Origin of the sequence: Micromonospora maris AB-18-032 (assembly GCF_000204155.1) — a bacterium.
Taxonomy (GTDB): domain Bacteria; phylum Actinomycetota; class Actinomycetes; order Mycobacteriales; family Micromonosporaceae; genus Micromonospora; species Micromonospora gifhornensis.
The window spans coordinates 2,453,023-2,477,879 of sequence record NC_015434.1 but is presented as its reverse complement, the minus strand read 5'-3'; the positions used below and the strand labels follow the sequence as shown (position 1 = coordinate 2,477,879).

Sequence of the window (24,857 nt, the reverse complement as noted above, 5' to 3'; positions counted from 1 at the left end):
CCTCCTCCTCAGCAGGATGCCAAGTCAGGAGGTGTCCAGTCTCAGGGGGTCACTTCAGGCAGCGGCGTCACCTCGATGACGCGTTGCGGATACACCGCCACCGCAGGGTCTAACTGGCGGATCTCGTCCGGCACACCGAAGCGGGCCTGCGCGTGGGCCTGTGCGTCATCGGTATGCGACCGCGTGTATGACAGCTGCGCGTCCGCGGAGACCGTCCACCGCTGCGGCAGCGGATCCAGATCCCAGACGGCGAGGGCGTCTTTCACACCGGGCCGGCAGACCAGCCGACGCTCCAGGGCCGTGATGAGCGCGGAGCGTGCCTCGTCTGCGAGCGCCTGCCGCTGTTGCACGGCGGCAGGCGTTTCCCAGCGCAGTATCCGGATCTGCTCGCGGATGGGGTCGGTCATCGTGACACCGCCTCGGGGGCGGTGCTGGTGTGACGGCGGTGGGCGTACGGCGCGGTACGCGGCGTCGACCGTACGGTGATCGTGTCGTGGGTGTGGTCGGACCGCTGGTTGTCGGGTGCGGCGCTGCCGTGGGGCGGGGTGGCAGTGCGGTCGCAGGCGGGGAGGGTGCCGTGGTGTCGGCACAGGGTGAGGCGACGCATCGTGTCCTTTCTTCGGGCATGGGGATTCGGCGGTCACCGGATGCGGTGACCGCCGACAGGGGCAGGGGTTTGCGCCTTGGGCGCGGGGCGGCGACATGGGTGCTGGTGGCTGAGGCGGGCAGAGGGCGGCCGACCGGGAAGGTGGGCGCGATGCCGTCGCGGGACGCGTCAGTTCAGCACATGAGATGTAGGAGAGCCTTCAGGCTAGCCAGGGTGCTGCTGGTGCGGCTGGCCTGTCAGGCCCTACGGGTCTGACAGGCCCTGACAGCCTCGGTGCCGGCGTCGACCAGCGCCGGATTTCAGTCCGACATCGCGGAAGTTCGTGGTGACTGTCGACGTCGTAGGGCTTCCTGAGTTCGTTGATCTCGTCGAGTTGGTTCGGCGATCGATGCGGGAGATGGAGCCGACCGACCCGGACCGCTACTGCTGCCGGGCATGAGATGGTGCGGGACGCGGGGTTGACGACGTTCACCCGTCGGAAACGGGTTGCATGATGACCTGGGGGTTTGAGTAATGTCTTGTGCCATGTCGAGCCCTGAGGCATCCACGGTGGGGGCTTTCGGTCACGCCGTCAGCCCCCTGAACCGCTGAGTTCCTAACCCGCTCCCCCGCAGACGTGGCGGGGCGGGACATTACGCGCACGCCCTGGGGTGCTGGCCGCGGTGACGAGACGTGCCTTTCTCCTTCTCGCTCACCTCGGAGCTTGTGATGCCTCTCCCGCTCTATCTGCTTGCCGTGGCGGTCTTCGCCATGGGCACCTCAGAGTTCATGCTCGCCGGCCTGGTGCCGGACATCGCAACAAACCTCAACGTGTCGGTCGGCGCCGCCGGTCTCCTGACCTCGGCGTTCGCTGCCGGAATGATCGTCGGCGCGCCGCTGATGGCGGCACTCGCGCGCCGCTGGCCGGCCCGGGCCAGCCTGCTCGGCTTCGTGCTGGTGTTCGCCGTGACCCACGTCGTGGGCGCCCTCACCACCAGCTTCACCATTCTGCTGGTCACCCGCGTGCTCGCCGCCCTGGCCAACGCGGGCTTCCTCGCGGTGGCACTGACCACAGCCGCCACGCTCGTCGCCACTGACCAGAAAGGGCGCGCACTGGCGGTGCTGCTTGCGGGCACGACGGTGGCCACCATCGTTGGAGTACCCGGCGGTGCCGTGCTCGGCACGCTGATCAGCTGGCGTGCCACGTTCTGGGCGATCGCCCTGCTCTGCCTTCCCGCTGCCGTCGGCGTCATCAAGGGCATCCCGGCCCGTATCGACACCACCTCTCAGGGCACTGCACCCGCCTCGTCTCTTCGCCGGGAGATCGCTCAACTCGCGATGCCCAGGCTGCTCCTGGTCATGCTGCTCGGTGCCCTCGTCAACGCGGCCACCTTCGCCACGTTCACGTTCCTGGCACCGATCGTGACGGACACCGCCGGCCTGCGCGGCCTGTGGGTGTCGGTCGCACTGGTGATCTTCGGGGTCGGGTCCTTCACCGGTGTCACCATCGCGGGACGCCTCTCCGATCAGCGTCCCCACATCGTGATCGCCATCGGTGGCCCGTTGCTGCTACTCGGCTGGGTCGCGTTGGCGGCTCTGGCTACCCAACCGGTAGCGCTCCTGCTCCTCGTGTTCGTGCAGGGCACGCTGTCCTTCGCCGTAGGCAGCACCCTGATCACCCGGGTGCTTTATGAGGCAGCAGCCGCACCCACCATGGGCGGGTCGTATGCGACTGCGGCACTCAACATCGGTGCTGCTGGCGGCCCCGTCGTTGCCGCCATCACCCTCGGGGCCGACGCCGGCGACCTCGGCCCGGTATGGGTCAGCGCCCTGCTGGTGGCGATCGCACTGCTCATCGCCCTGCCGCTCCGGAGAGTCGTCACACCCCGCGCCGGTCAGGCCGCCCGATGACCCACAACGCTGCGCTGAGCATTGTGGGACGGCGGTGACTCATCACCGGAATTTAGGGCCGGTCGCCGTCGATCGTGAAGTCCGAGATGGCGGCGAGCAGGTCCCTCGACACGTACCAGGGATTCTTCGTGCTACCGACGACCTCAATGAGGATCGCGGTGTCGTCACGAGCCAGCACACGGAACTCGTCGCCGGTGCGGAGGGTCAGTCCGCCGCCGGCGTCGGCGTCCTCGGCGACACGGTAGATCCGCGACATGGCTGCCGCTTGGGCGTGCACGTGGAGCGCCTGCTTGATGGACCTCGTTGTCCTGACAACGGCCTTTACGCCAACCTCACCGCCCTTGTAGACGAGGGCACCTCCGGCGGCGATCGCGAGGATGAGCACGCGTGGTCCGCCGATCTTCCCGGCGACGGTCGTCATGAGTTGGTAGTCGTTCCACTTGGCCACGAGCCGCCCCCGTCGAGTTCGAGTGAGCGTGAGCGTAGCCCGTCCGATCGAAGGACGTCGCCGGTCCTCTGTGCATCACCGGGGCTCTGCGTAGGTCACTGCCCATCAGGGAGGTTCAAACCCGAGTGCCGATGGCATGACAAGCCCATCGGCTACCCGGATTCGCCGTGCAACACACGGGTGTTCCTGACCGTCAGGACTGTGGGCCGCGCCGCAGGACCAGCACGTCCTCGTGGGCGATGAGGTGGACGGGGAGACCTTGGGCCCGGGACGTGCGGACGGCCATGAGCCCGAACATCGAGGCACGGTGCACGATCTGCCCGTCACGGACGGCGGCGAGCATCGCGGCGCACCGCTGCACCGGTATCAGTCCCACCGAGCGGGCCAGGGTGAGCAGTTCGCCGGGCAGGTCGATCAGGTCGTCCCGGTGGTGGCGCACCGGCCGGCAGGTGATCACCACGGTGCCGCCGGGTCGCAGCAGCTGGTAGCTGGCGGCCAGGATTGCGGCGAACCCGTCCAACAAACGCGACCATCCGCCGTAGGCGAGGTTGCCTCGTTCCCGGTCCCCGTACAGGTGGTTGCGTTTACGGACCCCGCTGCCGGTCACCTGCACGAGGCCGTGGGTGCCGCGCCCGTATGGCGGTGAGGTGAGCACGAGTCCCACCCGGCCGACCGTGGACGCCGGGACCACGCCGAGAAGCGTGGTCGCGTCGCCGGTGAACACTCGCGCGGATCCGGTCGCGCCCTGCGACCGGGCGAGGGCGATGTTGGCGGCGGCCAGCGCGGTGAACCGAGGTTCGATGTCGATGCCCAGGCCGTGCCGGCCGAGATGCATGGCCTCGATCAGGGTGGTGCCGGACCCGCACATCGGGTCGAACACGAGATCCCCCGGTGCCGTGTAGGAGCTGATCGCGTGCGCGGCCAGATGGGGCAGCATCTTGCCGGGATGGCTCGACGTCGCCGGTACGTAACGGCCTCGACGTTGGTCCCGAGCCGGCTGCTGACAGGTCAACCACAGTGACGTGACCGGCAGAGACTCAGCCATCGGCACCGCCCCGGCGCGTCAGGATCAACACGTCGGTGTGGATGTCCAGCTGCGTACGCTGACCGGGCCGAGGCGGCCGGTCGGCCGCCACGATGTGCTGCAGGTACGCCAACCCGGCCCGCTTGGCGGCGATGACGACATCGACCGGCAGGACAAGGTCACCGTGCGGCAGCAGCACCGCCACACAGCCACCCGGCAGCAGGCCGGCCCGGCAGCGGGCGAAGAACTCCCCCGGCGGCGTGTCGTCCACCGGCCAGCCGGTGACGACCAGCATCGCGGGTTCCCGACCCCAGCCGGGGTGCCGGTGGTGAAGGTGGCTGCGGCGGTGCGCGGCAATGACCGCGCGGGCAAGTTGTGGCCCCACCACCAGATCGATGACGAGATCGGTGGGATGGGTGAGGTTGTGGACCAGCCGCACCGCCATCGCGTTAGACATGGTCTCACCGTCGGGCGGGGCGGGGACCGGCCAGACAGTGATCGGCACGGGCGGGTCACCGGACACCACATCCCCCACAGGGATCGGTGCACGGCGCGGGTTGCTGTCGGTCATAGGCACGGTGGCCCCCGGACCGGCGGACGTACTGACGGTTCCCAGTGCGCCCCTGACAGGCCGATCGAACCCACCCCCGACCTGACACGACCCGTCACACCCGCAACCTCACACCCCCACCCGATCCGCCGTCAGCGGCGCACCTGACAGGACCGGACACGACCTGTCCGGACCTGGCAACCAGCTCTGGTGTCAGGTCAGGCTGTCCCAATCGATGGCCTCGGAGCCGCCGCACCAAACGGCAGGCCCCCGTCGAAGGAGACACCACCATGGCCACGACCACCCGCAACCGCGCAGCCGAGACGGCCCTGACCACCGCGGAGACCGCGTTCACGCTGCTGACCTGTGAACCCGCACCGCTGGTGTTCGACGCCCGGCCGATACCAGGCCTGCCGGACACCACACTGCCGCTGGACCAACTGCGCACGCTGGTCAAACTCCAGCGCTACGACAGCAGCACCACCGACGAGCTGTGGAGGCAACTCGCCCACCACGCCCGCGAATGGGGACCCGCCTGGGTCGTCGGCGCGATCGGCGTCGCACTACCCGCACTGACACACCTCGCGGCGAAGATCAGCCGCGGTCACCCCCGGCACGCCGACGACGTCGACTCCGAAGTCCTCGCCGGATTCCTGCACGCCCTGCGCACCGCCGACCTCGACACACCCCGCCTGTGGCTGCGGCTCTGCTGGGCCGCCTGGCGGGCCGGCAGCAGCGTCATCACCGCCGACGACAGCCAGGAACTGCCCCTGGACCTGACCACGGAATCACGGTCGCCGAAGATGCCATACGGGCACCCCGACCTGCTGCTCGGTCGAGCAGCCGCCACCGGCCTCATCTCCGCCGATGCAGCCGAACTCATCAGCGCCACCCGCTTCGGCGACGCGCTGATCGAGCACCTCGCTGCCACGCAGGGCCTGACGCCGTCCGCTTTGCGGATGCGCCGCCGACGCGCCGAGCGCATCGTCGCCGCCGCCATCGTTCGAGGCGACCTTTCCAGCCGCACACCTTCCTGCGGCGAGGGCGAATACGCCATCAGCACCTGATCCCTGCTTGTCGTACCACGAGGCCATCCCGGTACTCCTGGGTGGCCTCGTGGTACGACGGGTTCAGACCCTCCTGCCGACAGTTGTGTCAATCCCCCGGCGAACGTCGCGATTAGCGACACGGCGAACCCAAAGTCTGGCTGTCATGGCTGGCCGGTCGTACGGCCAGCGTCTGACCTAACGGCCATGAGCGAGGCCACTGCGGAGATGACGACGAGAGCCGCTTCGCGGCTCCAGGTGAACTGCTCGGCCTTCGGGTCGCCGTGAGCCGGTGGGCTGGCTAACGAGAACAGGGCGTGGCGCAACAGAGCGAAGCGTTCCTCCTGGGTCCGGTCGTTCGGCGGAATATCCGTGATCAGCTTCATGGCGGCGTTGCTCGCGTTGAGGGCACCGAAAACAGTGTCCGCCACCTCGATGGCCCGCCGTGCGTCTATGACCGCCTTCGCCGGGTGGCCGGCCGCGACCAACTTGACGGCCTCTCGAAGCAGCGCGCTAACCGCTTGGGCGTCTGGGTCCAGAGCTGGCACAGGCACTACGACGACAAGGGCGGTGTGCGCAGTGACGCCGGCCAGAAGCTCAACCCATTGGGACCGAGTGAAGACTAATGTGTGCCTGCCGTGCGCTACGGGCCATCCGCTGGCCGAAGGTGTGGGAACGTGGCGCCGTCGCGGCCACCGAGACACCGCAGTCTCGGCCTTGGGTAGTCCGCCCGTAAGTGCTGCATCGATCTCCAACTCGATACGGACACCGCCGTCAGCCGCGGCGCGACGTTGTTCGATGAGCCCGAGCTGATCGTCGCGTAGCTCAAGTACAAGATTTGTGCTGAACGGATCCGGATACAGCGCGAGCGGCTTCTCCGTTTCCCAACGGCCCAGATAGTCTCGCGAGTCGTTGAATACCAACCAAGCCGCCCCGCTGAGCGAAACAGGCGTGCCCGCGGGCAGTGTGTACCTGCTGTCCACTTGCATGCCTACCGTAAATCTGTGGATCCCGGCACCCCCAGAAAGCCAGGCACGGTCATCGATGCTTGCCCAGACCCCGGTCGTACGTTGGCTGTCGAAGAGTAACGGAATCAAGATGCCCACAAGGTATTAGCTTGTGCCCTTGGGCAACAAAACGCCAGCGAGAAATTCCGAGTACGGCTCCCAACGGGAGCGTAGGCCAGTCAAAAGGTTCGGAACGGACATCATGCTCTACTTGACGCACCTTTTGCCACCCTCCGAGCACGGTGACCTTCCCGGCTACGCATTCGACTCGATCAGCGCACACCTCGGGGCGTCGAGCTAGCCGACCGACGTCGGCTTGCGACCCCTCGCCATCTACGAGACTAACGAGCTCGTTCCTCGAGCCAGATGGCGTGGTCAACCATCCAGGGCGTGACCGGCCTTCCCAGACGATCGGTAAGCTCCGCTGCCACCTCGGTCAGCAGCCGACGCGCCTCGTCGGCACCAACTCCCGGCCGGAGCCGGGAGAGCCATCTCAGCACCATGCGATCCGGCTTGACCAAATCGTCGTTGCCACAGAGCATCCACAGATAGCCACGCCGGATTCCGAACCGCCCGTCGCCCGGAACTGCTGACAAGGAGGCATCAATATTCCTCCACCTTCCATCCGGACCAGCTAGCAAGTCCTGGGCGGCGGCGAGGTCGGAAATCTCGTGCTCTACAAGGATTCGGGCGTATCGCAGCACCGCCTCGGAACGGAGAATCCCGCCTCTCGATGACGTGAGCTGTGCGTTCGTGTCGTTCGTGAGGGTCCTGGCGTCAGGGTACCGCGCCAGGAGCATCGGAAGCGGCACAGGATCCGTCTGTAGAACGTGTGTCGTCGGCTTCGTGTCGCCAAACGCCGCCGCGACCCGCTCGACAAGCGGCACGACCACGCTGTAGTACCGCGTATTGAGGGACCACACGGCATCCAGAACGCAATACGAGAGGCTGCTCCATCTATTGCCGCGAGGCTGCGGTTGCAGCGCCGCTACCGCATCACCAATCTCCGACACAGCGCTCACCGTATCGTGCGAGACACTCGGAGCACGCGGCCATCGGATCGTCAGTCGACTCGTGTTCCTCGTCGCGCTGGTTGATGGGCGGCGAATTATCCTGATCCCGCTCCGGTCGAACCTTCCGGTCGCCATGGGTGTGGCATAGTCGGCAGGGCTGGAATTTCGGTCGAGGGGAGAGACGGTGCCTCGCCATCCGGACACCACGCTCAGGCCGAACACCATCCTCAGTGGTGCCCGGTGCAGGTTGCCCTCCCCGATGCGGCCGGGGCAGTGCATGTCCCGAGTCGAGTTGGCCGACGCGGTCAACGCGGCTCTTGACCGTCTTTATCCCGGCCGGAATCTCGCCCCTCTGTACGTGGACTTCCGATGGGTCGGCAAGCTGGAACGTGGAGAGCACCGGTGGCCAAGTCCCGAGCGCCGTGCCGCTCTGCGTCAGGTCCTTAGCGCGGTCACCGATGCGGATCTCGGTCTCTACAGCCCGCGGCGCACGCATCCGGACAGGAACGGTCCCGGGTCGGCGGAACCGTTCCGCGTCCCCGCCACCACACCTGAGGTTGACCTGAGCGGATTGCGGGCTTGCCTCGATGCGTTCGACATCCCGCCAGACGGTCCGGTCCGCCCCGCAGCCGAGTTACGGACGGCGGTGGACCATGTCGTACGCCTGCGCCTCACCTCGAACTACCGGAAACTCGCCATCGTCATCCCCGCCCTACTCGACGAGCTTCACCGTGCTCAACGCTCCTCGATCCATGCGCGGCGAGAGTTCACGGCGGCCCTCCTCACGCAGGCATACCGAGCCGCTGATGCTCTCGCGGACAAGTTCGGCCACCACGACCTGTCCGCCAGGATCATCACCATGATGACCAAGGTCGCCCAGGACACGTCCGACCCGACCGTCATCGGCACCGCCCAGTACGTACGCGGAGAACTGTTCTTCCACAACGGCCGACCCGAACTCGGCCGCATGCTCCTGGAGGAAGCGGCAACCAGCATCAGCGGCATCAGCCAGCCAGCAGGGCGGGCGACGTACGGTGCGCTGCACATGCGGGCAGCGGTGCTTGCCGGCCTGGCCCGTCAACCGTCTTATGCCCATGACCACTTGAGGGAAGCCAGCGAGTGCGCGCGGAGACTGCCCGACGGCGAGTATCACGGCACCGCCTTCGGGCCTTCTTCTGTCCGGATCCACGAAGTGACGCTGGCTCTCGACTCCGGTGAGCCAGACGCTGCCCTTCGTGCCGCTGCGGGCTGGGTTCCCCCCGCCTCTGTCCCCAGCGAGCGGCGGTCCCATTTCTACATCGACCTGGCCCGCGCCCACATTCAGACCGGCTCGCCGCAGCGAGCCGTCGAATCTCTGTGGGAGGCGAGGACGGCAGCACCGGAACACACTCGGATTCATCCGCACGTTCGGGACGCTGTCAGTGCGTTACGTCCTGTCGTTGCATCTGGCAGTTCCTTCGACGAGTTCGCCACGTGGGCAGCCGGAGCCATCGGCTAACTCGGTCGGACCAGATCCGCTAGCTCCTCCAACGACTCCAGCACCCAGGCCCCGGTGTCGGCAATGGCGGGGTCGTCCGCCCACAGGTGCCCCCAGGGACCGCGTTTGATCAAGGCTGGCCGCAGGCCGGCCGCGTGTGCAGCGGTGACGTCGTAGTCTCGATGGTCACCGACGTAGAGAATCTCGCTCGGTTCCCCTGGCGCGAACTCGACAACCCGGGCGAAGAACAGCGGGTCCGGCTTCGCGACCTGCCACTCGCCGGAGGTGGCAATAGCGTCGACGGGAAGGGCCAACGTGCGCAGCAGGTGAGCAGCCCGGACGGTTTGGTTACCCGCCACCCCGACCCACACCCCGCGTCTGCGCAACTCGGTCATGGCGGGACGCACATCGGCGTACAGGTCCGCCTCGCCGATCTGTTCACCGAGGCCTGCTGCCTCCCGCCGCTCTCGCTCCGCAGTGAGATCAATGCCGGGGCGTAAGTACTGAAAGGCTTCAGCGTTGTTGCGGCCCTGCGCGACGACGATCCCCACCAGGGCCGACAGGGTGTGCCGTGGCACGCTCAGCCAGTCAGCCCATGCCTGGAATTCCCGTGTGTCGTCCAGCAGCGTTTCACCGACATCAAACACCACTGACCTGATCACCGGCGGCTCCTCTATCAAGGTCGACGCTTCACCCTATGGGAGTTGGGCGGCTCGGACGGTCTGCCGTTGGGTGTTGAGGCAAGTACGATCCGTGCCATCGTCGAGATGAGCCCTGCAGGAGTAGCTGATGATCGCCGATGAAATCCTCGCTCGCATCAATGAAGGGGTGCAGTTGCATCATCAGCAGGGCCAGCGTGAGGTTGCTCGCGGCCTTTTTGCGCAGATCTGGGATGAGATCGGTGGTGAGCGCGGCGATCCGTTGCATGTTTGCGTCCTGGCGCACTCGATGGCCGATGTGCAGGACAACGTGCACCAGGAGCTGGTCTGGGACGAGCGGGCGCTGACAGCGGCCAGCTTGCTCACCGACGACCGGCTTGCGCAGGCTGGGGTGCCGATGTCGGTGGCCGCTTTGTATCCGTCGTTGCATCTCAACTTGGGTGAGTGTTACCGAAAGCTCGGCGATCTCGGCCGTGCCCGCGAGTTCCTCCAGTGTGCGCAGGCGGGGATCGGCGCGCTTGGCGATGACGCGTACGCGCAGCTGATCAAGGGCGGATTGGATCGGCTGGCGCAGGAGCTGACTTCCAAGTAGGCGCACGCTGCCGAAAGGGGCTCAACCGGTCGCATCGCCGGGCGGCGAGGCGACCGAGCAGTCCCCGGTTGGGGACGATCAAAAAGACCTTCGATCGCCTCGAGGGGTCAAGTGGCGGGGATTGGTTGGATCGCGGGATGGACTACCGGAAGCTCTTCGCGGACGTGCATCGGCGGCCCGGGATGTTCGGGCTGGACGGCTCATTTCACGACTTCACCGTCTTCATTCATGGCTGCGAGGCCGGCAATGACTGGCAGTTACTTGCAGGCTTCAGGGAGTGGCTGGTGGTCCGCTGCGGGCACGGAGACAATCTGGTCTGGAGGGCACTGGTGCTGCACCAGGCGTTCCCGGATGGTCCGCCGCACCGTGAGCAGCTTGAGGCGGAGGTTGAGCTCGACCGGGCGGCTGTCGAAACGCTGTTTCGGCTGCTTGACGAGTATCTGCAGCGACGAGCAGAGGATGGTGGTCTGGCGAGGATCTTCGACGAGTACGTGACCTGGCGGAAGGCACAGAGCTGGTCGTGATTCGTGCGACGGCGGTGTCCTGCCGCGGGTCGAATGCCCTGGCAGGGTCGTATCGCTGGCCTGTCGCCAGGCAGCGATGCAGGCAGCCGCGGAGCCGGTTGACAGGCGGCGCAGCGCGGCGGGGTGCCGGTCGCCGTGGTCGCGTCGGCGTTGGTAGTGCTGCTTGGCGGGTTCGGCGTGGGTGGCGGCGACGAAGGCCCGCAGGTATCCGGCGACAGCGAGCGGGTGGTTTTGACCCTTGCGGTGGGTGAAGGAGATGCTGCGGCCGGACGCGCTGGTCACCGGGGCCGTTTGCCCACTCGAAGCTCAGCCCTGACTGGGCGTCGAGGGATCGGAACCGGGGTTCACCCGGTGAAGGACCGGTCAGCCCAGAGCAGCTGATCGATCGTGTCAGGGGGTGACAGGTTCGGGGTGGGTTCGATCGACCTGACAGCCGGGATCTGGGCGGTGCATGTCATCTACGGCATGCCCGCCCGGTGGGGACCGGGCGAGGTGCATCGGTTCGGCATGGCTGGCGCGGCGTACTGACACCGCGATCCCTTTCGCCACACGTGAGGGAGGAGCGCCCCCACCGGACCCCTGCACCGTTGTGGTTCCCACCGTGGCGGCCCCGCAGACCCTTGTGGAGCGCCGCAATGCACACGACTCTGTCCGTCCTGTCTGACCTTGCCGCCACGGCGGCGCAGCCGTTGGCGGTGAACAGCATCAATCAAGTCATTGCCAACATCACCGGTTGGATCATGGGGATCATCGCGCTGGTCGCGACGATGTTCCTGGTCATCGGTGGTCTGCGCTACATGGCGGCCGGCGGTGATCCGGCCCAGATCGAGCAGGCGAAAGGTAACTTCAAGTCGGCGTTGGTCGGTTACGCCCTCGCGGTGTTGGCCCCGGTGATCCTGCAGGTGTTGCAGGGCATCCTCGGCGGCTGAGGTGTCACCGGGCATGGTCACCTGGCTGATGGACGGCCTGGTCGGCTGGCTCGCCGAGACGGTCACCGACCTTCTCGGCGGGCTTTTGGCCTTCCTCACGTCGTCGATCTTCGTCTCACCGGACATCACGGTCCTGCCGCAGGTACGGTCGATCGCCGGCAACAGTGCCCTGGTCGTCAACGCCTGCTTCGCCGTCGCCGTCATCGCCGCCGGTATCGCGGTGATGCTCGGTGATGGCGTCGAAACCCAGTACCACGTCAAACAGCTGGTGCCTCGGCTCGTGGTCGGGTTCATCCTGTCGGCGTTCGCGGTCCCGCTCACCGGCGTGCTGATCAGCATCGCCAACGCGTTGACGGTGGCGATGGCCGGTGAGTCGGCGCCGACGACCGAGGCCATCGGGTTCGTGCGGGCGCGTGTCGCCTCAGCGATGACCGATCCGGGCAACGCCCTGCTGATCACTGTCATCGGGCTGCTCATCGTGGTGCTGATGTTCCTGCTCGTGGCCGGCTGGCTGGTCCGCATCGGCCTGTTGGTGATTTTGGCGGGGATCGCGCCGGTGGCGTTGGCCTGCTACGCCACCCCGTGGACCCAGGGTGCCGCGACACTGTGGTGGCGTGCCCTGCTGGGTTGTCTGGCCACGCCGACGGTGCAGGCCGTCGCGTTCTCGGCGGGCATCAACCTGCTGGTCGACCCGGAGTCGAACCTGCCGATCCTGCTCGGCCTGCCCGCCTCGGACACCCTCAACCTGCTGCTCGTGGTCGTGGTGCTGTGGACCACGGTGAAGATCCCGAGCCTGATGCACCGGTTCGTCACCCACCAGGGCCGCCCACCGAACATCACCGCGCTCATCCTGCGCACCGTCGCCGTGCAGCGGATGGCACGCGGTCTCGGCCGGCCCGCAGCAGCCCTGCGGGGAGCGCCGTGAGCAGCCGACCCTCAGCCCTCCAGCCCGCCCACCGACGGGAGTCGCCAATGACCCACCATGATGACGGTCCGCGTGCTGTCGTGCCGGCCAACGTCAACGAACCTGACCGTATCGCCTTCGGCTTGACGTTCCGACAACTCGGCATCCTCGGCGGCGTCGGCCTGGCCGCGTTCACCGTGTACCACACTGTCGGACACGTCCTGCCGCCGGTGGCATGGATCGTCGCCGGGGCCATCGTGTTCGCCGTCGCGATCGTCGTGGCGCTCGGCCGCCGCGACGGTCTGCCCCTGGACGTGTGGCTACGGCACGGCGTCGCCCTGACCTCCAGCCCCCGCATACTCACCCCCGGCGCTGCCCGGGCCAGCACCGTCGCGGCCGTCGCCGGCGGACCACCGGTGCCGGCGCCGCTGCGCTCCCCGGTCACCGCGGTCACCGCGACTGGGGTGCTGACCTGCGAGGGCAGCGACAAGGTGGTGATCGCGTGCGGCACCACCAACATTCACCTGCGCACCGGCAGCGAACAGAGCGCGTTGCTGGACGGGTTCGGCAGGTTCCTCAACAGCCTGACCGGGGCGACGCAGATCGTCGTGGCCGCGCAACGACATGACCTGAGCGGCCATGCGCAGCTGATCGTCGAGCACGCGCCACGTCTGCCGCATCCGGCGTTGCAGGCCGCCGCCGCCGATCACGCCGGGTTTCTCCTCGACCTCGACGCTGAGCGTGACCCGTTGCGCCGTCAGGTGCTCGCGGTCGTCACCGGCGCGCACACCGGCGACGCCGCCGTGCGTGCCCTGTCCGGGCTCGGTGTCGAAGCGGCCGTCTTGGACGGGCCGGCCGTCGCCTCGGCCCTCGCCCACGCGGTCGACCCCTTGTCCCCACCGGTGCCCGGCCCGCGCGCCGTGCCGGGCACCCCCATCACCTTGCGGAGCACACCATGAACCTGTGGAAGACCAGAACGAGGAACGTTGCGGCCGGGATGGGGATGCCGTCGCCGGCCGCGCTGGAGGTCACGGCGTCGCATCTGCGGGTCGGGGACGGCTACGCCGCCACCTACGTGGTGTGCGGCTATCCGGCCGAGGTCGGTCCCGCCTGGCTCGATCCTCTGCTGTCCTACCCCGGCCGCGTCGACGTCGCCGTGCACCTGGAACCCGTCGCACCGCAGGTGGCGGCACCGATGCTCAAGCGTCAACGGGCCCGCCTCGAATCGTCGCGTCGCCTCGACGCCGAGCAGGGACGCCTGGATGACCCGATGGTCGAGGCGGCAGCGGCCGACGCCGCGGATCTGGCCGAGCGGGTCGCGCGGGGCGCGGCAAAGCTGTTCGACGTCGGTATCTACATCACCATCCACGCCCGGACCCTCGAGGAGTTGACGACCGTCGCCGCGGGCGTGAAGTCGGCGGCCGCGTCGGTGCTGCTCGACCTGCAGCCGGCCACGTTCCGCCAGCAGCAGGGCTGGACATCGACCCTGCCGGTCGGGGTGGATCCACTGCGGATGCGCCGCATCCTCGACACCACCGCCCTCGCCGCCGCGTTCCCCCTCGCCTCGGCGGACCTCGCCGCCCCCTCCCCCGGCGTCGTCGCCGCACCGCAGGGGGTGCTGTACGGGGTGAACACCACCTCCCACGGGGTGCTGGTGTGGAACCGCTGGGCGCAGGACAACCACAACAGCGTCGTCCTCGCCCGCTCAGGCGCCGGCAAAAGCTACTTCGTCAAACTCGACGTGCTGCGCAACCTCTACCAGGGCACGGCGGTGTCGGTCATCGACCCGGAGGACGAGTACGCGCCGCTGGCCGCGCACGTCGGCGGGACCGTCGTGCAACTCGGCCAGCCCGGTGTCCGAGTCAACCCGCTCGACCTGCCCGCCGACCAGCGACCCGACACCCTGACCCGCCGCGGCCTGTACCTGCACACACTCATCGCGGTCATGCTCGGCGCGGCACCGTCGCCCGCCGAACGCGCCGCGCTGGATCGGGCGATCACCGCCACCTACGCCGGGGCGGGAATCACCGGTGACCCGGCCACCTGGACGAAACCGGCGCCGCTGCTGCGGGACCTGGCCGCCACCCTCGCCGCCGACGACGCCCCGGCCGCCGGGCAGCTCGCCGCCCGACTCGCTCCGTGGACGAGCGGGAACTTCGCCGGCCTGTTCGACGGGCCGACCACCACCGCACCGACCGGGCATCTGGTGGTGTGGTCGCTGCGGCACCTGCCCGAGGAACTGCGTACCGTCGGCACGCTGCTGGCGTTGGACTCGATCTGGTCGGGCATCGACAACCCGCCCTCGGGCGGACGTCGGCGACGCCAACTTGTCGTGGTCGACGAGGCGTGGCTGCTGATGCGCGATGGTGAGGGTGCCCGGTTCCTGTTCCGGATGGCCAAGGCGGCGCGCAAACGGTCCGCCGGTCTGTGTGTCATCACCCAGGACGCCGCCGACGTCCTGGCCACTGACCTCGGTTTGGCGGTGGTGTCCAACGCCGCGACGCAGGTGTTGATGCGCCAGTCGGCGCAGTCCATCGACGCGGTGGCGGAGGCGTTCCACCTCACCGCTGGTGAGTCCCGGCTCCTGCTGTCCGCGCCCCGGGGCGAAGGGTTGCTCGTCGCCGGCCGTAGCCGGATTCCGTTCCGCAGTGTCGGGTCGGCCGCGGAGCATCGCCTCGCCGTGACGGGTGTCGGGGAGGCCGAATGAGCACCGTCCCGGCCTGGCCCGTTGAGGTGTGGCAGTGGGTGATCGGCCGGCCGTGGCTCGGGCTGCTCGCCGCCGCCGTGATCGTCGCGGCAGTGGTCGGTCACGACCAGGTGCTCGCCTGGCGGCACCGCCGGTTGGCCGTCGGCGCGCGGTGGTTGACCATCGCCGCCCCACCGGAGGTAACGCCGGAGGCGGCTGCCGCGTTCTGGATGACCGTGATGGGCGTGCTGACCCCGTCGGTTTGGCGACGGCGGGTGTTCGGCTATCCGCATGTCGCCTGGGAGTACCTGTGGACCGGCCGTCGGTTGACCATCCGCGTGTGGGTTCCCGCGACGGTGCCGCCCGGCGCGGTCGAGGCCGCCGTCCGGGCGGCGTGGCCCGCCGCCACGGTGACCGCGGTGGCGGCGGCGGCGCCGATTCCCACCGAGGTGGGGCAGGAGGTGGGTGGGGCGCATTGGCCGCAGCGCACCGACGGTCTGCCGTTGCGGGCCGCGCATGACAGTGATCCGCTGCGGGCGTTGCTGGCCGCCGGGGCGCAGGTCCGTCATCGGGAACACGCGTGCGTGCAGATTTTGGCCCGCCCGGCGTCCGCCGGCCGGGTGCGTGCCGCCCGTCGCGCGGCCGCGACTGCCAGCACCTATCCGCACGGGCGGCCCGACGTGGCTGCCCGCGCCGTGTCCGGCGTAGCGCTGGTGGCCATCGATGCCCTGCGGTGGATCCTCGATGTCTTCACGCCCGGCTCGTCCCGAACGCACGCCCCGGCCGCGACCCGGCGGCTGGTGGAGCGGGATCCGGTGGTTGGCGCCGATGCGCGCATGGTGGTGGACAAGGCGGTGCGGGTGCCGCATGTCGAGGTCGCGGTGCGGTACGCGGTCGCCGCGGACCGCACGCCGGGCGACGAGACGCGGGCCCGGCAGGTCGGCGGGCGGCTGGCCGGACTGAGGCACACCATCGCTGCTGCGGCGGCGGTGTACACCGGCCCGAATCGGCTGCGGCCGATAAGGATGCCGCAGCCGGTGGCCACCCTCGCCGGCCGGCGGCTGCGACGTGGCTTCCTCGCCACGGTGCCGGAACTGGCGGCGTTGGCGGCGCTGCCGCGGGACGTCGCGGTGCCGGGCCTGGACCGGGCGCGGGCCAAGGCCGTGCCCGCGCCGGTGCAGGTGCCGGCGGGCGGGAGGGGGGTGAAGGTGCTGGGACGCTCGCAGCTCGGCGGTCACAGTGTCGGTCTGCGGGTGCGCGACGCCCGCCAGCACCTGCACGTGGTGGGTAAGACCGGTGTCGGTAAGTCCACGCTGCTACTGAACATGATCCTCGCCGACATCAAAGCCGGCCGCGGGACGGTGGTCATCGACCCGCGTGGAGATTTGATCACCGATGTCCTCGACCGGCTTCCCGCCTCGTCGGCGAGCAGGATCGCGATCATCGACCCGGACCAGGACAACCCGGCCTGCTTCAACCCACTGGATGACCAGGGTGATCCGCATCTGGCCGTGGACAACCTCGTCGGGATCTTCGCGAGGATCTTCGCGGGGCAGTGGGGACCGCGTATGGACGACACCATGCGGGTGGCGTGTCTGACGTTGATGCGGCATGCGAAACCGACGCTGAGTCTGGTGCCGTCGCTGTTACAGGACCGCCAGTTCCGGGGCCGGTTCACCCACGGCCTGGACGACCCCGACGGCCTCGGCGGGTTCTGGCTCTGGTACGACGGCATCAACGAGACCTTCCGCGGCCAGGTCATCGCCCCGGTCCTGGCCCGGCTGCGGGCGTTTTTGCTGCGGGACTTCGTCAAGAGCGTCATCGGTAACGCCCGCAGCTCGTTCGACATGGGTGCGGTGCTCGACGGCGGGGTGCTGCTGTGCCGGCTACCCAAAGGCATCCTCGGTGAGGAAACCAGTCGGATCCTCGGTTCGCTGATCGTCGCCCGGGTGTGGCAGGCCGCCATCGCCCGTGCCGCCGTCGCCGAGGACCAGCGCAAGGACGCCACCCTCTACATCGACGAGTGTCAGAACTTCCTCACCCTGCCGGGCAGTGTCGGTGACATGCTGGCCGAGGCGCGGGGGTTCCGCCTCGGCCTCGTCCTGGCCCATCAGGACCTCGCGCAGCTACCGAAGGACATCGCCGCGGCGGTGTCGGCCAACGCGCGCAGCAAGGTGTTCTTCACCGTCGACCCGGCCGACGCGAGGGAGCTGTCTCGGCACACCACACCTGAGGTCGACGAGCATGACCTCGCGCACCTGGACGTGTACACGGCCGCTGCCCGGCTGCTGGTCGACAACCGGGAACTGCCGGCGTTCACGTTCACCACCCACCCGCCGGTGCCGGTGGTGGGTGAGGCGACCGCGATCCGGCAGACGTGCGCCGCCGCGCACCGCCGCGACGGTGAGCCGCCGATGCAGCAGCTGGCCCGTACGGCGTTGACGCGGCGGATGCGCACATCCCCGCCGTAACTGCTCGTGCGGTCGGGGGCTCGGTGGGGTGCGGCGGTGGGGGCTCGTGTGGGGGTGTCGGCGACACGAGGCCCCCAACGAGCCTGCGCCTGCGGGCCTGTCAGGTCCCTGACCTGCGCTGATCGGGGCTACGGCAACCCCACGACCACGATCGTCTTGTCCAGACTCCCTTCGGGACTCTCTCTGCATCGGGGTAATGCTTCATGGCGACATCGCGTTCCGCTGGCCTGCTGGCCATCTACCCGCACATCACCGGCCGTGACCGCCGGCTGCTGCAACTCCTCGACGAGCACCAGGTGCTCACCACCGACCAGATCCACCGGATGCTGTTTCAGGCGCGACGCACCTGTCAGCTCCGCCTCGGTGAACTGGCCGCCCTGGGCCTGCTGGACCGGTTCCGGTTCCACCGCGACGGCGGCGGCACCCGGCCGTGGCACTGGACCCTCGGCCACCTGGGGCACCGCTTCCAGGCCGCCGCCCACCACCGACCCGAGCCCACCGTGCGGGCGACCCGGCAGATCGTGCACCGCCTGTCGGCCAACCCGCACCTGACGCATCTGCTCCTCGCGAACGAATTCTTCGTCCGGCTGACCGCCCACGCCCGCCACCACCCGGGCACGAGCCTGGACCGGTGGTGGTCGGAGACGACCACAACGAAGCAGTTCCGAACCATCACCGCCGACGGACACGGCCTGTGGAGCAGCGGCGACACGACGGTGGGGTTCTTCCTGGAAGCCGACACCGGCACCGAACCGCTCGGCCGGGTGGTGGCGAAACTCGACCGGTACGCCCAGCTGACCCGCCGCGGCGGCCCCCGCTACCCGGTGCTGTTCTGGCTCGGCAGCGCACACCGTGAGGAACACCTGCACCGGCTGCTGGGCGGCGAGGTGCCGTGCGCGACCGCCACGCATGCCGCCGACCCGGCCGACGCAGTGTGGCTTGCCGCCGGCACGACCGCCCGGGTGCGGCTGGCCGACCTCCCGAGTGACCACGGCCAGCCGGTGGCGGACAACCCCACCTTCGACGACGACGGAGTCTTCCTCACCTGACAAGCCCTGACAGCCGCACCGCCATTCCTGTCAGGGCTGGTCAGCGGCATGGTGACAAGGCGCAGCGGAGATGGCGCTGTCAGGTCACGACGCTACGGTGCAGCTTCACCTTTTTGCTCGCACCGCCGGCCGTCTCTCCCCTCGGACCTGCCCGCGCCAGCGGGATCACCCACCCACCCTTGCGGTCGGTTCCTGATCCCCCTCGCGCCCACACGGCAACCGTCCCGGTGCAGACGCCCCGCCCGGTGGCACCACCTGCCCCCACCTCTGTCGTGAAGGGAGCACCCCTGTCATGCCCACACCTGCGGCGATCGTCGGACTGACGGTCACCGTCTGCTTCTCCCCCGGCGCCGACGCCGACTGGTTCGCCGCCTGCGAGAAGGTCCACGACCTCCTGGACGCCCACGGCACCCCGGCCCGCCGCTACCACGTACGCCACCGGCCGGTGATCGGCTGGCTGACCCGCTTCTTCGGCTACTACCTGCTCGACGCAGTCCGCCGCTTCGGTGCGGTCACCCGCGCCGCCGGAGGCCGCAAGAGCCGCCTCGACCTGACCCGCACCGCCGCCACCGCCGCCCGGCACGCCACCCTGCGGTGGCGTGCCTGGAACACCCTCATCGCCACCACCACCCGACCCGCCCGACCGTGGGAGGACTTCCTCGCCCACCACCACGCCGACCCCGCCACAATCCCCCCGAACGAGGCACGTCGCCGCTTCGAACAGCAACCCCAGGTACTGGCGATGATCGCCCACCACCTCGACCCCTACGAACTGTCCGCCTACCAGGCGGGCGAACACACCTACGTCGGGCTGCACTGGCGCATCGCCCTGATCGGTGACGCGCTGATCACCACCGACGGCCGCCTCCTCGCCCCGGCCAGCGACTCAGTCGCAGACCGGTTCCGGTTCCTCAACGAGGCCTGCACCTACGTCCGGGGTCTTCGCCCCGACGCGAGGCTGTGCGCCATCACCCTCGCCTAGCACCCACCACCTGCCACAAGGCCGGTCGCCGCAGTGCGGCGACCGGCCTTCGCCATGCCCGGCCTATCCGCGAAGGAGTCCTCCGTGTTCCTGACCGATCCGGCGCTGCGGCGTATCGCCGCCGACACCCACGACGTCCTCCCCGAGCCCCTGTGGCGCCACGACACCGCCACCCTCAACCCGATCGGTGACCTCGCCCGCCTCCTGCACACCACCGCCCGCGACTTCACCGACAGCACCACCGCACTCGATGCTGCCCTCCTCCGAGTGGACGCCCTCGCCAGCCGGGGCCGCCGCGGGCTGGCCGCCAGGGCCGATATTCACATCGCCGGATACCAGCAGACACTCACCGACGCCCTCGCCGCCCGCGAACGACACCTCGTGCTCGGGGCCATGCTCGTCACCGCGTACCGCGCGTGGCGTAGCCATCGGCCGGTGCTCGGCAGCAGCGACGAGCGCCACCTGCTGCTGTACCGTGGCGACCCGTCGCGCGGCGTGGCAACGCTACGGCTCAAAGACCCAGGGACGTGGCTGGTGGTGCCCGACGCCGAGGCCGCCAGCGCCTTCACCATTCCTTACCCGGACCGTGTCGTCGGCGAGGTCACCGAGACCGAGCAGGGATGGGCGCCGACCGCGTACACCGACCCGCAGCATCGCCAGATTCAGTCCGGCATGACGTATCCGCTTCCGGTGTGTGACGACCTTGCCTCGGCCTGCCGGTCGCTGCTGCGCTGGTGGCACCTGCGCCACTCCGACGCCTGGCGCAGCCGCACCCCCGCACAGCTCACGCCCGCCGAACTCGCCCACCTCGCCAGCTAGATCGGGGGATGCTGATGCTGCACCTCGACACGATCGGGCGATGGGTCGCTCTGGCCACCGGCCGCACCCTCGACCAGCACGCCGCCGACCCGATCCCCGCCGCCGCGCACCTGCCCGAGGCCGCCGCCACACTGCGACACCTGCGGACCGAGTTACTGCTCGCCGTGGACCGACTGCGCACCTTACTGATCAACGAAGACGACCTGACCGCTTCCGCCAGCACGGTCGCCGGCAGCGTGGAGACCGTCCGAGAGCTGGCCCGCGAGTACCGGTACGCCCGCAACTGGATCGACACCCTCATCGGCGACGAGGCACGGGCCGCGTACGCACAGACACATCCAGGCCAGACGGTACGACGGCGCTACGTCAACCCCGGCGACACCGTCCTGGTCGTCCTGCCACACACCGACTCCTGCCGCAGGCAGAACCTCGCCGGACACACCACCCGCATCCGGGTCGGCACGTCCGACGCCAGGCTCCGCCCACCCGGCAGCGTCAACCCATTGCGGTTGTCCCACGCCGACGCCGGCATCTACCGCGACCCGACCGAAGACCGCCTCTACGTCCTCCAAACCGGCGACGAGACCGCCGGCGCCGGCCACTAACCCCTCGGCCGTATCACGCAGCCCCGAGACCACCGGGCCGCGATCCCCGCAGCGCCGCACACGGCAGCGCACCGCATCGACGTGCCTGCCGCGCTGGCCGCTGCCCGCGACCCGGCGCACCACCGCCCGGCCACAAGCCCGTGCCGGGCATCCCCAACCACAAGTCCCAAGGAGGGACCGATGGAAGGCCTGTCCCTGACGCCTGCCACGCAGGCCGTCTTCGACGCCCTGACCGAACTCGGTCAGGGCAACGTCCATGAACTGGCCGACAAGGCCGGCAAGGCCCGGTCGACCACCGACAAGGCGATCAAGACCCTCGCCGACGCCGGACTGATCGCCGCGGTGGACACCCACGCCGACCCGGCCGAAGGCGCGCTCACCCGGTGGACCCTGGCCACCTCGGTAGAGGCCGCCGACGCTGTACCGGACGACGCCACCGACCTCGGCGGCGAGCACCCGGTTAACCCGGACGAGACCGTTCCACTCAACGGCATCGACCCCGACAACGCGGCCGATCAGCCGGACATCGGCGACACCGAGCAGGCCGACCAGACCGGCAACGAGGCCGACGGCGACGAGGCCGCAGACGAGGAGCCCGACGACACGGCGGACGAGACCGACCGGGACGACGCGGACAGCGACGCGGACGACGCGGACAGCGACGCGGACGACGCGGACAGCGACGCGGACGACGCGGACAGCGACGCGGACGACGCGGACAGCGACGCGGACGACGCGGACAGCGACGCGGACGACGCGGACAGCGACGCGGACGACGCGGGTCGGACGGTCGCCGTGGTACAGCCGACGCGTCCCGGTGACCGCAAGGTCATGGCGATCAAGGGGGTCTTGGCCGACTACGGCGACGACGGCGCGACCCTCGCCCTGATCGTCGCCGAAAGTGGCATCGGACACGTCACCGCTACCCGGCTGCTGACCGCGATGGAGCAGGCCGACGCCGCCCGCCGGCTGCCCGGCGAGCCGCTGCGGTGGATTCCGGGCCCGACCAGAGCCAGCGAGGTCGATCCGAACCCGGAACCACCCCGTTGCCCGCTGTGCTGTCAGGTCATCCGCGGCCTGGCGAACGCGCCGAGCGCCACGGCGGCGGTGCTGCCATTGATCCGTCCGGACGGCACGCTGCACATCGTCGGACCGGATGGTGAGACCCACATCGTCGCCCTGTCCACCCGCACCGCCCCCCGCGCGGCGGCCACCACCCGCAGCGTGGCCCGCAGCGGTGACGGGACCGTCAACGCCGACGGCAACCAGCCGTTCGGTCGAGGCGAGTTGGAGAGGCTCACCCTCGACTATCTGGCCGCCAGCCCTGGCCGTCAGATGACCCCGCAGGACATCGCCACCGCGCTCGCCGCGCAGCTCAACCGGGCGGTCAGCAACGGGGCGGTGCGCAACAACCTCACGAAGGCCGCCGCCGCCGGCCGCATCCTCCTGGTCTCCGACAACCCGCTGACCTTCGTCCACCCGGCACCGACCGACAGCGGCGCCGCCGCCGAGGCCGACCCGGGCAGCACCGAGCAGTCCTGACCCACACCATCCCCGCCGTCGGGGGCCGAGCCGCGCGCTCGGCCCCCGCAGCCGCATCGAGAGGAGCACCCGTGCCGCACGAACTGGAAACGTTCGCGGACGGAACCACCGCCTTCGCCAGCGCCCGCCTGTCGGCCTGGCACCAACTCGGCACCGTCACCCAGGACACCATGCGCGCCGAAGAGATCATGGCTGCCGCCCAACTCGGCGACTGGGGTGTACGCACCATCCGCACCGTCGGCATCGACATCGTCGATGGGGTCGAGGTGCAGATCCCCGCCGACGACAAGCGGATGACCGTACGCCGCAACCCCGTCACCGGCCAGACGGAGTACCTGGGCATCGTCGGCACCGACTACACGGTGGTGCAGAACGAACAGTGCGCCGAAATGCTTGACCGTCTGGTCGATCAGGTGGGTGGCGCGCACTTCGAGACCGCCGGCAGCCTGCGTCGTGGCAAGTCGGTGTTCGTGACGATGAAGCTCCCGGACGCGATGGAGATCGCCGGGGTCGACCGCCTCGACCTGTACCTGATCGGCACCACCAGCCACGACGGCACCGCCGCGCTGCGCGTGGACGCCAGCCCCATCCGGGTAGTGTGCGCGAACACCCAGCGGGCCGCGTTCGCCAACGCGGTCGGGCACTACACGTTCCGGCACACCTCCAACGTCAACTCCCAGATCAGCCAGGCCCGCGAAGCCCTCGGACTGATGTGGAAGTACATCGAGACCTTCGAGAAGGCCGCCGAGCGGATGCTCCAGACCGAGATGACCATGCGCGAGTTCGAGCAGGTCGTCGGCCAGGTATGGCCGGTCAAGGACAACGCGTCCGAGCAGACGAAGAACAACGCCAAGCAACGGCTCGGCACGCTGAAATACCTGATCCGCGAGGCCGACACCCAGAAAGCCATCACCGGCAGCCGGTGGGCCGGATACCAGGCCATCACCGAGTACCTCGACCACTACCAGCCCGCCAAGAACGACATCGCCCGCGCCAACCGGGTACTCACCGGCAACGCCGGCGACCTGAAGCTGGCCGCCTTCGACCTGCTCAAGGTCTGACCACACCCCGTCCACACCACCGGGGCGGCGGCCACCCGTGCCGCCGCCCCGGCCTGCGAAGGAAGGGACACGCCCCATGGCACCGCCACGCACAACGAAGTGGAGTTCAGACCGGGCTGGCAGCCAATGAGCGGCCACATCCGCCACCCACGCGACCTGCAGCAGTCGGTATGCGGACTCCATGCCGCCGACGTGCGGCGGTGGGAAACCGAAAACCCACCACGCATCGACTACACCTGCGAAGACTGCTACACCCTGCTCCCCGCCGCCCAGCGCCCCGATGACGCCAACCACCCACCAGGGGACGCCACGCTCATCGACACGCTGCGGCGCATCGTCGCCGACCGCCAGTACGCCAAGATCGACGGCGTCATCGTGGACATGTGGTCCGCCGCCGTCACCGTCCTCATCTGGGACCAGCTTCGCGACGACAAACGACAGCGGCTGCTGACCCTACCGTCACACGAACTCATCCTGCGCTGCGTCGCCATCTACACCCGCCTCACCCCCAACGGAGGCGACACATGACCGGCCCCCGGCAAGCGCAGTGGTTCCACTTCGGGCCGTGGGTGTTCTCCATCGACGCCGCACAGGCCCTGATCGCCGCCGCACCCCGTGACACCCAGCCCCTCGACGTCCCGACGTGGGCGAGAGCGTACGGCCTGATCCGGCTCGACGACCCGCACCAACGGGCGGTCAGCCTCATCGGCCCGACCAGCACCGCCCTCGACCGGGCCCACGCCTCGACCACCGACCTGACCACACCCCTGATCGTCGCCCAGCTCGACATCAGCGGGTACCCACCCGCCCCACTGCTCATCGACGGCACCCACCGCCTCTACCGCGCCTGGCGCGAGCACCTGCCGCACCTGCCTGCCTACCTGCTCACCGTCGAGGAAACCCGCCAGGTCCAGGACAACGTCCTCCTGGGACCCGGCCGAGCCGCCATCACCGGGCCGCAGACCTGAGCGA

26 protein-coding genes are annotated in these 24,857 nt (G+C 69.1%); 18 read left to right on the top strand and 8 right to left on the bottom strand.

The window, feature by feature from the left end; translation table 11 throughout:
• Window positions 1-41: 41 nt before the first annotated feature.
• Both VAB18032_RS11350 and VAB18032_RS11345 read right to left on the bottom strand, forming a co-directional pair.
• Window positions 42-407: a hypothetical protein gene (locus VAB18032_RS11350; protein WP_013732971.1), complete on the bottom strand. Its 366-nt coding sequence runs from the start codon at window positions 405-407 to the stop codon at window positions 42-44.
• The gene (locus tag VAB18032_RS11345; RefSeq protein WP_013732970.1) at window positions 404-607 is read right to left on the bottom strand and encodes a hypothetical protein; all 204 of its coding nucleotides are present in this window, start codon (window positions 605-607) and stop codon (window positions 404-406) included. Before VAB18032_RS11345 ends, VAB18032_RS11350 begins: the two co-directional genes overlap by 4 nt.
• Window positions 608-1,315: 708 nt before the next feature.
• On the opposite strand from VAB18032_RS11345, the gene VAB18032_RS11340 reads away from it, so the two are divergent.
• Window positions 1,316-2,497, top strand: coding sequence for a Cmx/CmrA family chloramphenicol efflux MFS transporter (locus tag VAB18032_RS11340; protein WP_043723818.1), 1,182 nt, complete (start codon window positions 1,316-1,318; stop codon window positions 2,495-2,497).
• Between the two features lie 52 nt (window positions 2,498-2,549).
• On the opposite strand, the gene VAB18032_RS11335 is transcribed toward VAB18032_RS11340, so the two are convergent.
• From VAB18032_RS11335 to VAB18032_RS11325, 3 genes are all read right to left on the bottom strand, one after another.
• Complete coding sequence (locus VAB18032_RS11335) at window positions 2,550-2,945, bottom strand: hypothetical protein (protein WP_013732968.1); 396 nt, start codon at window positions 2,943-2,945, stop codon at window positions 2,550-2,552.
• 193 nt (window positions 2,946-3,138) lie between these two features.
• Window positions 3,139-3,990: a TRM11 family SAM-dependent methyltransferase gene (locus VAB18032_RS11330; protein WP_050814723.1), complete on the bottom strand. Its 852-nt coding sequence runs from the start codon at window positions 3,988-3,990 to the stop codon at window positions 3,139-3,141.
• Window positions 3,983-4,426 carry a hypothetical protein gene (locus VAB18032_RS11325; RefSeq protein WP_232510778.1) on the bottom strand — a complete coding sequence of 148 codons (444 nt, stop codon included), beginning with the start codon at window positions 4,424-4,426 and terminating at the stop codon, window positions 3,983-3,985. The genes VAB18032_RS11330 and VAB18032_RS11325 overlap by 8 nt, the downstream gene beginning before the upstream one ends.
• 383 nt (window positions 4,427-4,809) lie before the next feature.
• On the opposite strand from VAB18032_RS11325, the gene VAB18032_RS11320 reads away from it, so the two are divergent.
• Window positions 4,810-5,586 (top strand): hypothetical protein, encoded by a 777-nt coding sequence (locus VAB18032_RS11320; RefSeq protein WP_013732965.1) that lies wholly within the window; start codon window positions 4,810-4,812, stop codon window positions 5,584-5,586.
• Between the two features lie 143 nt (window positions 5,587-5,729).
• On the opposite strand, the gene VAB18032_RS31640 is transcribed toward VAB18032_RS11320, so the two are convergent.
• Both VAB18032_RS31640 and VAB18032_RS11310 read right to left on the bottom strand, forming a co-directional pair.
• Window positions 5,730-6,488: a hypothetical protein gene (locus VAB18032_RS31640; protein WP_148272238.1), complete on the bottom strand. Its 759-nt coding sequence runs from the start codon at window positions 6,486-6,488 to the stop codon at window positions 5,730-5,732.
• A gap of 425 nt (window positions 6,489-6,913) precedes the next feature.
• A complete protein-coding gene (locus VAB18032_RS11310; protein WP_198408930.1) occupies window positions 6,914-7,459 on the bottom strand; it encodes a hypothetical protein in 546 nt (181 codons plus the stop codon).
• Between the two features lie 403 nt (window positions 7,460-7,862).
• Between VAB18032_RS11310 and VAB18032_RS11305 the strand changes: the two genes are divergently transcribed.
• A complete protein-coding gene (locus VAB18032_RS11305) occupies window positions 7,863-9,083 on the top strand; it encodes a hypothetical protein (RefSeq protein WP_148272237.1) in 1,221 nt (406 codons plus the stop codon).
• Here VAB18032_RS11305 and VAB18032_RS11300 read toward each other — a convergent pair.
• A complete protein-coding gene (locus VAB18032_RS11300) occupies window positions 9,080-9,724 on the bottom strand; it encodes an HAD family hydrolase (RefSeq protein WP_013732961.1) in 645 nt (214 codons plus the stop codon). The genes VAB18032_RS11305 and VAB18032_RS11300 overlap by 4 nt on opposite strands.
• Before the next feature lie 127 nt (window positions 9,725-9,851).
• Here VAB18032_RS11300 and VAB18032_RS11295 point away from each other — a divergent pair, with 127 nt between their 5' ends.
• The 15 genes from VAB18032_RS11295 to VAB18032_RS11225 all read left to right on the top strand — a co-directional run bounded on the left by VAB18032_RS11295 (window position 9,852) and on the right by VAB18032_RS11225 (window position 24,853).
• On the top strand, window positions 9,852-10,313 hold the full coding sequence (locus VAB18032_RS11295) for a hypothetical protein (protein ID WP_013732960.1): 462 nt from the start codon (window positions 9,852-9,854) through the stop codon (window positions 10,311-10,313).
• Between the two features lie 137 nt (window positions 10,314-10,450).
• The gene (locus VAB18032_RS11290; protein ID WP_043720429.1) at window positions 10,451-10,837 is read left to right on the top strand and encodes a hypothetical protein; all 387 of its coding nucleotides are present in this window, start codon (window positions 10,451-10,453) and stop codon (window positions 10,835-10,837) included.
• A 635-nt stretch (window positions 10,838-11,472) separates the two neighbouring features.
• Window positions 11,473-11,766: a pilin gene (locus tag VAB18032_RS11285; RefSeq protein ID WP_013732957.1), complete on the top strand. Its 294-nt coding sequence runs from the start codon at window positions 11,473-11,475 to the stop codon at window positions 11,764-11,766.
• 13 nt (window positions 11,767-11,779) lie between these two features.
• Complete coding sequence (locus tag VAB18032_RS11280; RefSeq protein WP_013732956.1) at window positions 11,780-12,691, top strand: conjugal transfer protein TrbL family protein; 912 nt, start codon at window positions 11,780-11,782, stop codon at window positions 12,689-12,691.
• 47 nt (window positions 12,692-12,738) lie between these two features.
• Window positions 12,739-13,629: a PrgI family protein gene (locus VAB18032_RS11275; RefSeq protein ID WP_043720426.1), complete on the top strand. Its 891-nt coding sequence runs from the start codon at window positions 12,739-12,741 to the stop codon at window positions 13,627-13,629.
• On the top strand, window positions 13,626-15,377 hold the full coding sequence (locus tag VAB18032_RS11270; protein WP_043720422.1) for a VirB4 family type IV secretion system protein: 1,752 nt from the start codon (window positions 13,626-13,628) through the stop codon (window positions 15,375-15,377). Before VAB18032_RS11275 ends, VAB18032_RS11270 begins: the two co-directional genes overlap by 4 nt.
• The gene (locus VAB18032_RS11265; protein ID WP_013732953.1) at window positions 15,374-17,827 is read left to right on the top strand and encodes a type IV secretory system conjugative DNA transfer family protein; all 2,454 of its coding nucleotides are present in this window, start codon (window positions 15,374-15,376) and stop codon (window positions 17,825-17,827) included. The genes VAB18032_RS11270 and VAB18032_RS11265 overlap by 4 nt, the downstream gene beginning before the upstream one ends.
• Window positions 17,828-18,030: 203 nt before the next feature.
• A complete protein-coding gene (locus VAB18032_RS30635; protein WP_013732952.1) occupies window positions 18,031-18,876 on the top strand; it encodes a replication-relaxation family protein in 846 nt (281 codons plus the stop codon).
• A gap of 292 nt (window positions 18,877-19,168) precedes the next feature.
• Window positions 19,169-19,858, top strand: coding sequence for a hypothetical protein (locus VAB18032_RS11255; RefSeq protein WP_013732951.1), 690 nt, complete (start codon window positions 19,169-19,171; stop codon window positions 19,856-19,858).
• Between the two features lie 84 nt (window positions 19,859-19,942).
• Entirely contained in the window at window positions 19,943-20,677 is a 735-nt protein-coding gene (locus VAB18032_RS11250; protein WP_013732950.1) for a hypothetical protein, read from the top strand.
• 8 nt (window positions 20,678-20,685) lie between these two features.
• Entirely contained in the window at window positions 20,686-21,282 is a 597-nt protein-coding gene (locus VAB18032_RS11245; RefSeq protein WP_013732949.1) for a hypothetical protein, read from the top strand.
• A 180-nt stretch (window positions 21,283-21,462) separates the two neighbouring features.
• A complete protein-coding gene (locus VAB18032_RS32060) occupies window positions 21,463-22,824 on the top strand; it encodes a hypothetical protein (protein WP_013732948.1) in 1,362 nt (453 codons plus the stop codon).
• 71 nt (window positions 22,825-22,895) lie between these two features.
• Window positions 22,896-23,885, top strand: coding sequence for a DUF932 domain-containing protein (locus VAB18032_RS11235; RefSeq protein WP_013732947.1), 990 nt, complete (start codon window positions 22,896-22,898; stop codon window positions 23,883-23,885).
• Between the two features lie 126 nt (window positions 23,886-24,011).
• Window positions 24,012-24,413 carry a hypothetical protein gene (locus tag VAB18032_RS11230; RefSeq protein ID WP_013732946.1) on the top strand — a complete coding sequence of 134 codons (402 nt, stop codon included), beginning with the start codon at window positions 24,012-24,014 and terminating at the stop codon, window positions 24,411-24,413.
• Window positions 24,410-24,853, top strand: coding sequence for a hypothetical protein (locus tag VAB18032_RS11225; protein ID WP_013732945.1), 444 nt, complete (start codon window positions 24,410-24,412; stop codon window positions 24,851-24,853). The genes VAB18032_RS11230 and VAB18032_RS11225 overlap by 4 nt, the downstream gene beginning before the upstream one ends.
• Window positions 24,854-24,857: the final 4 nt, after the last annotated feature.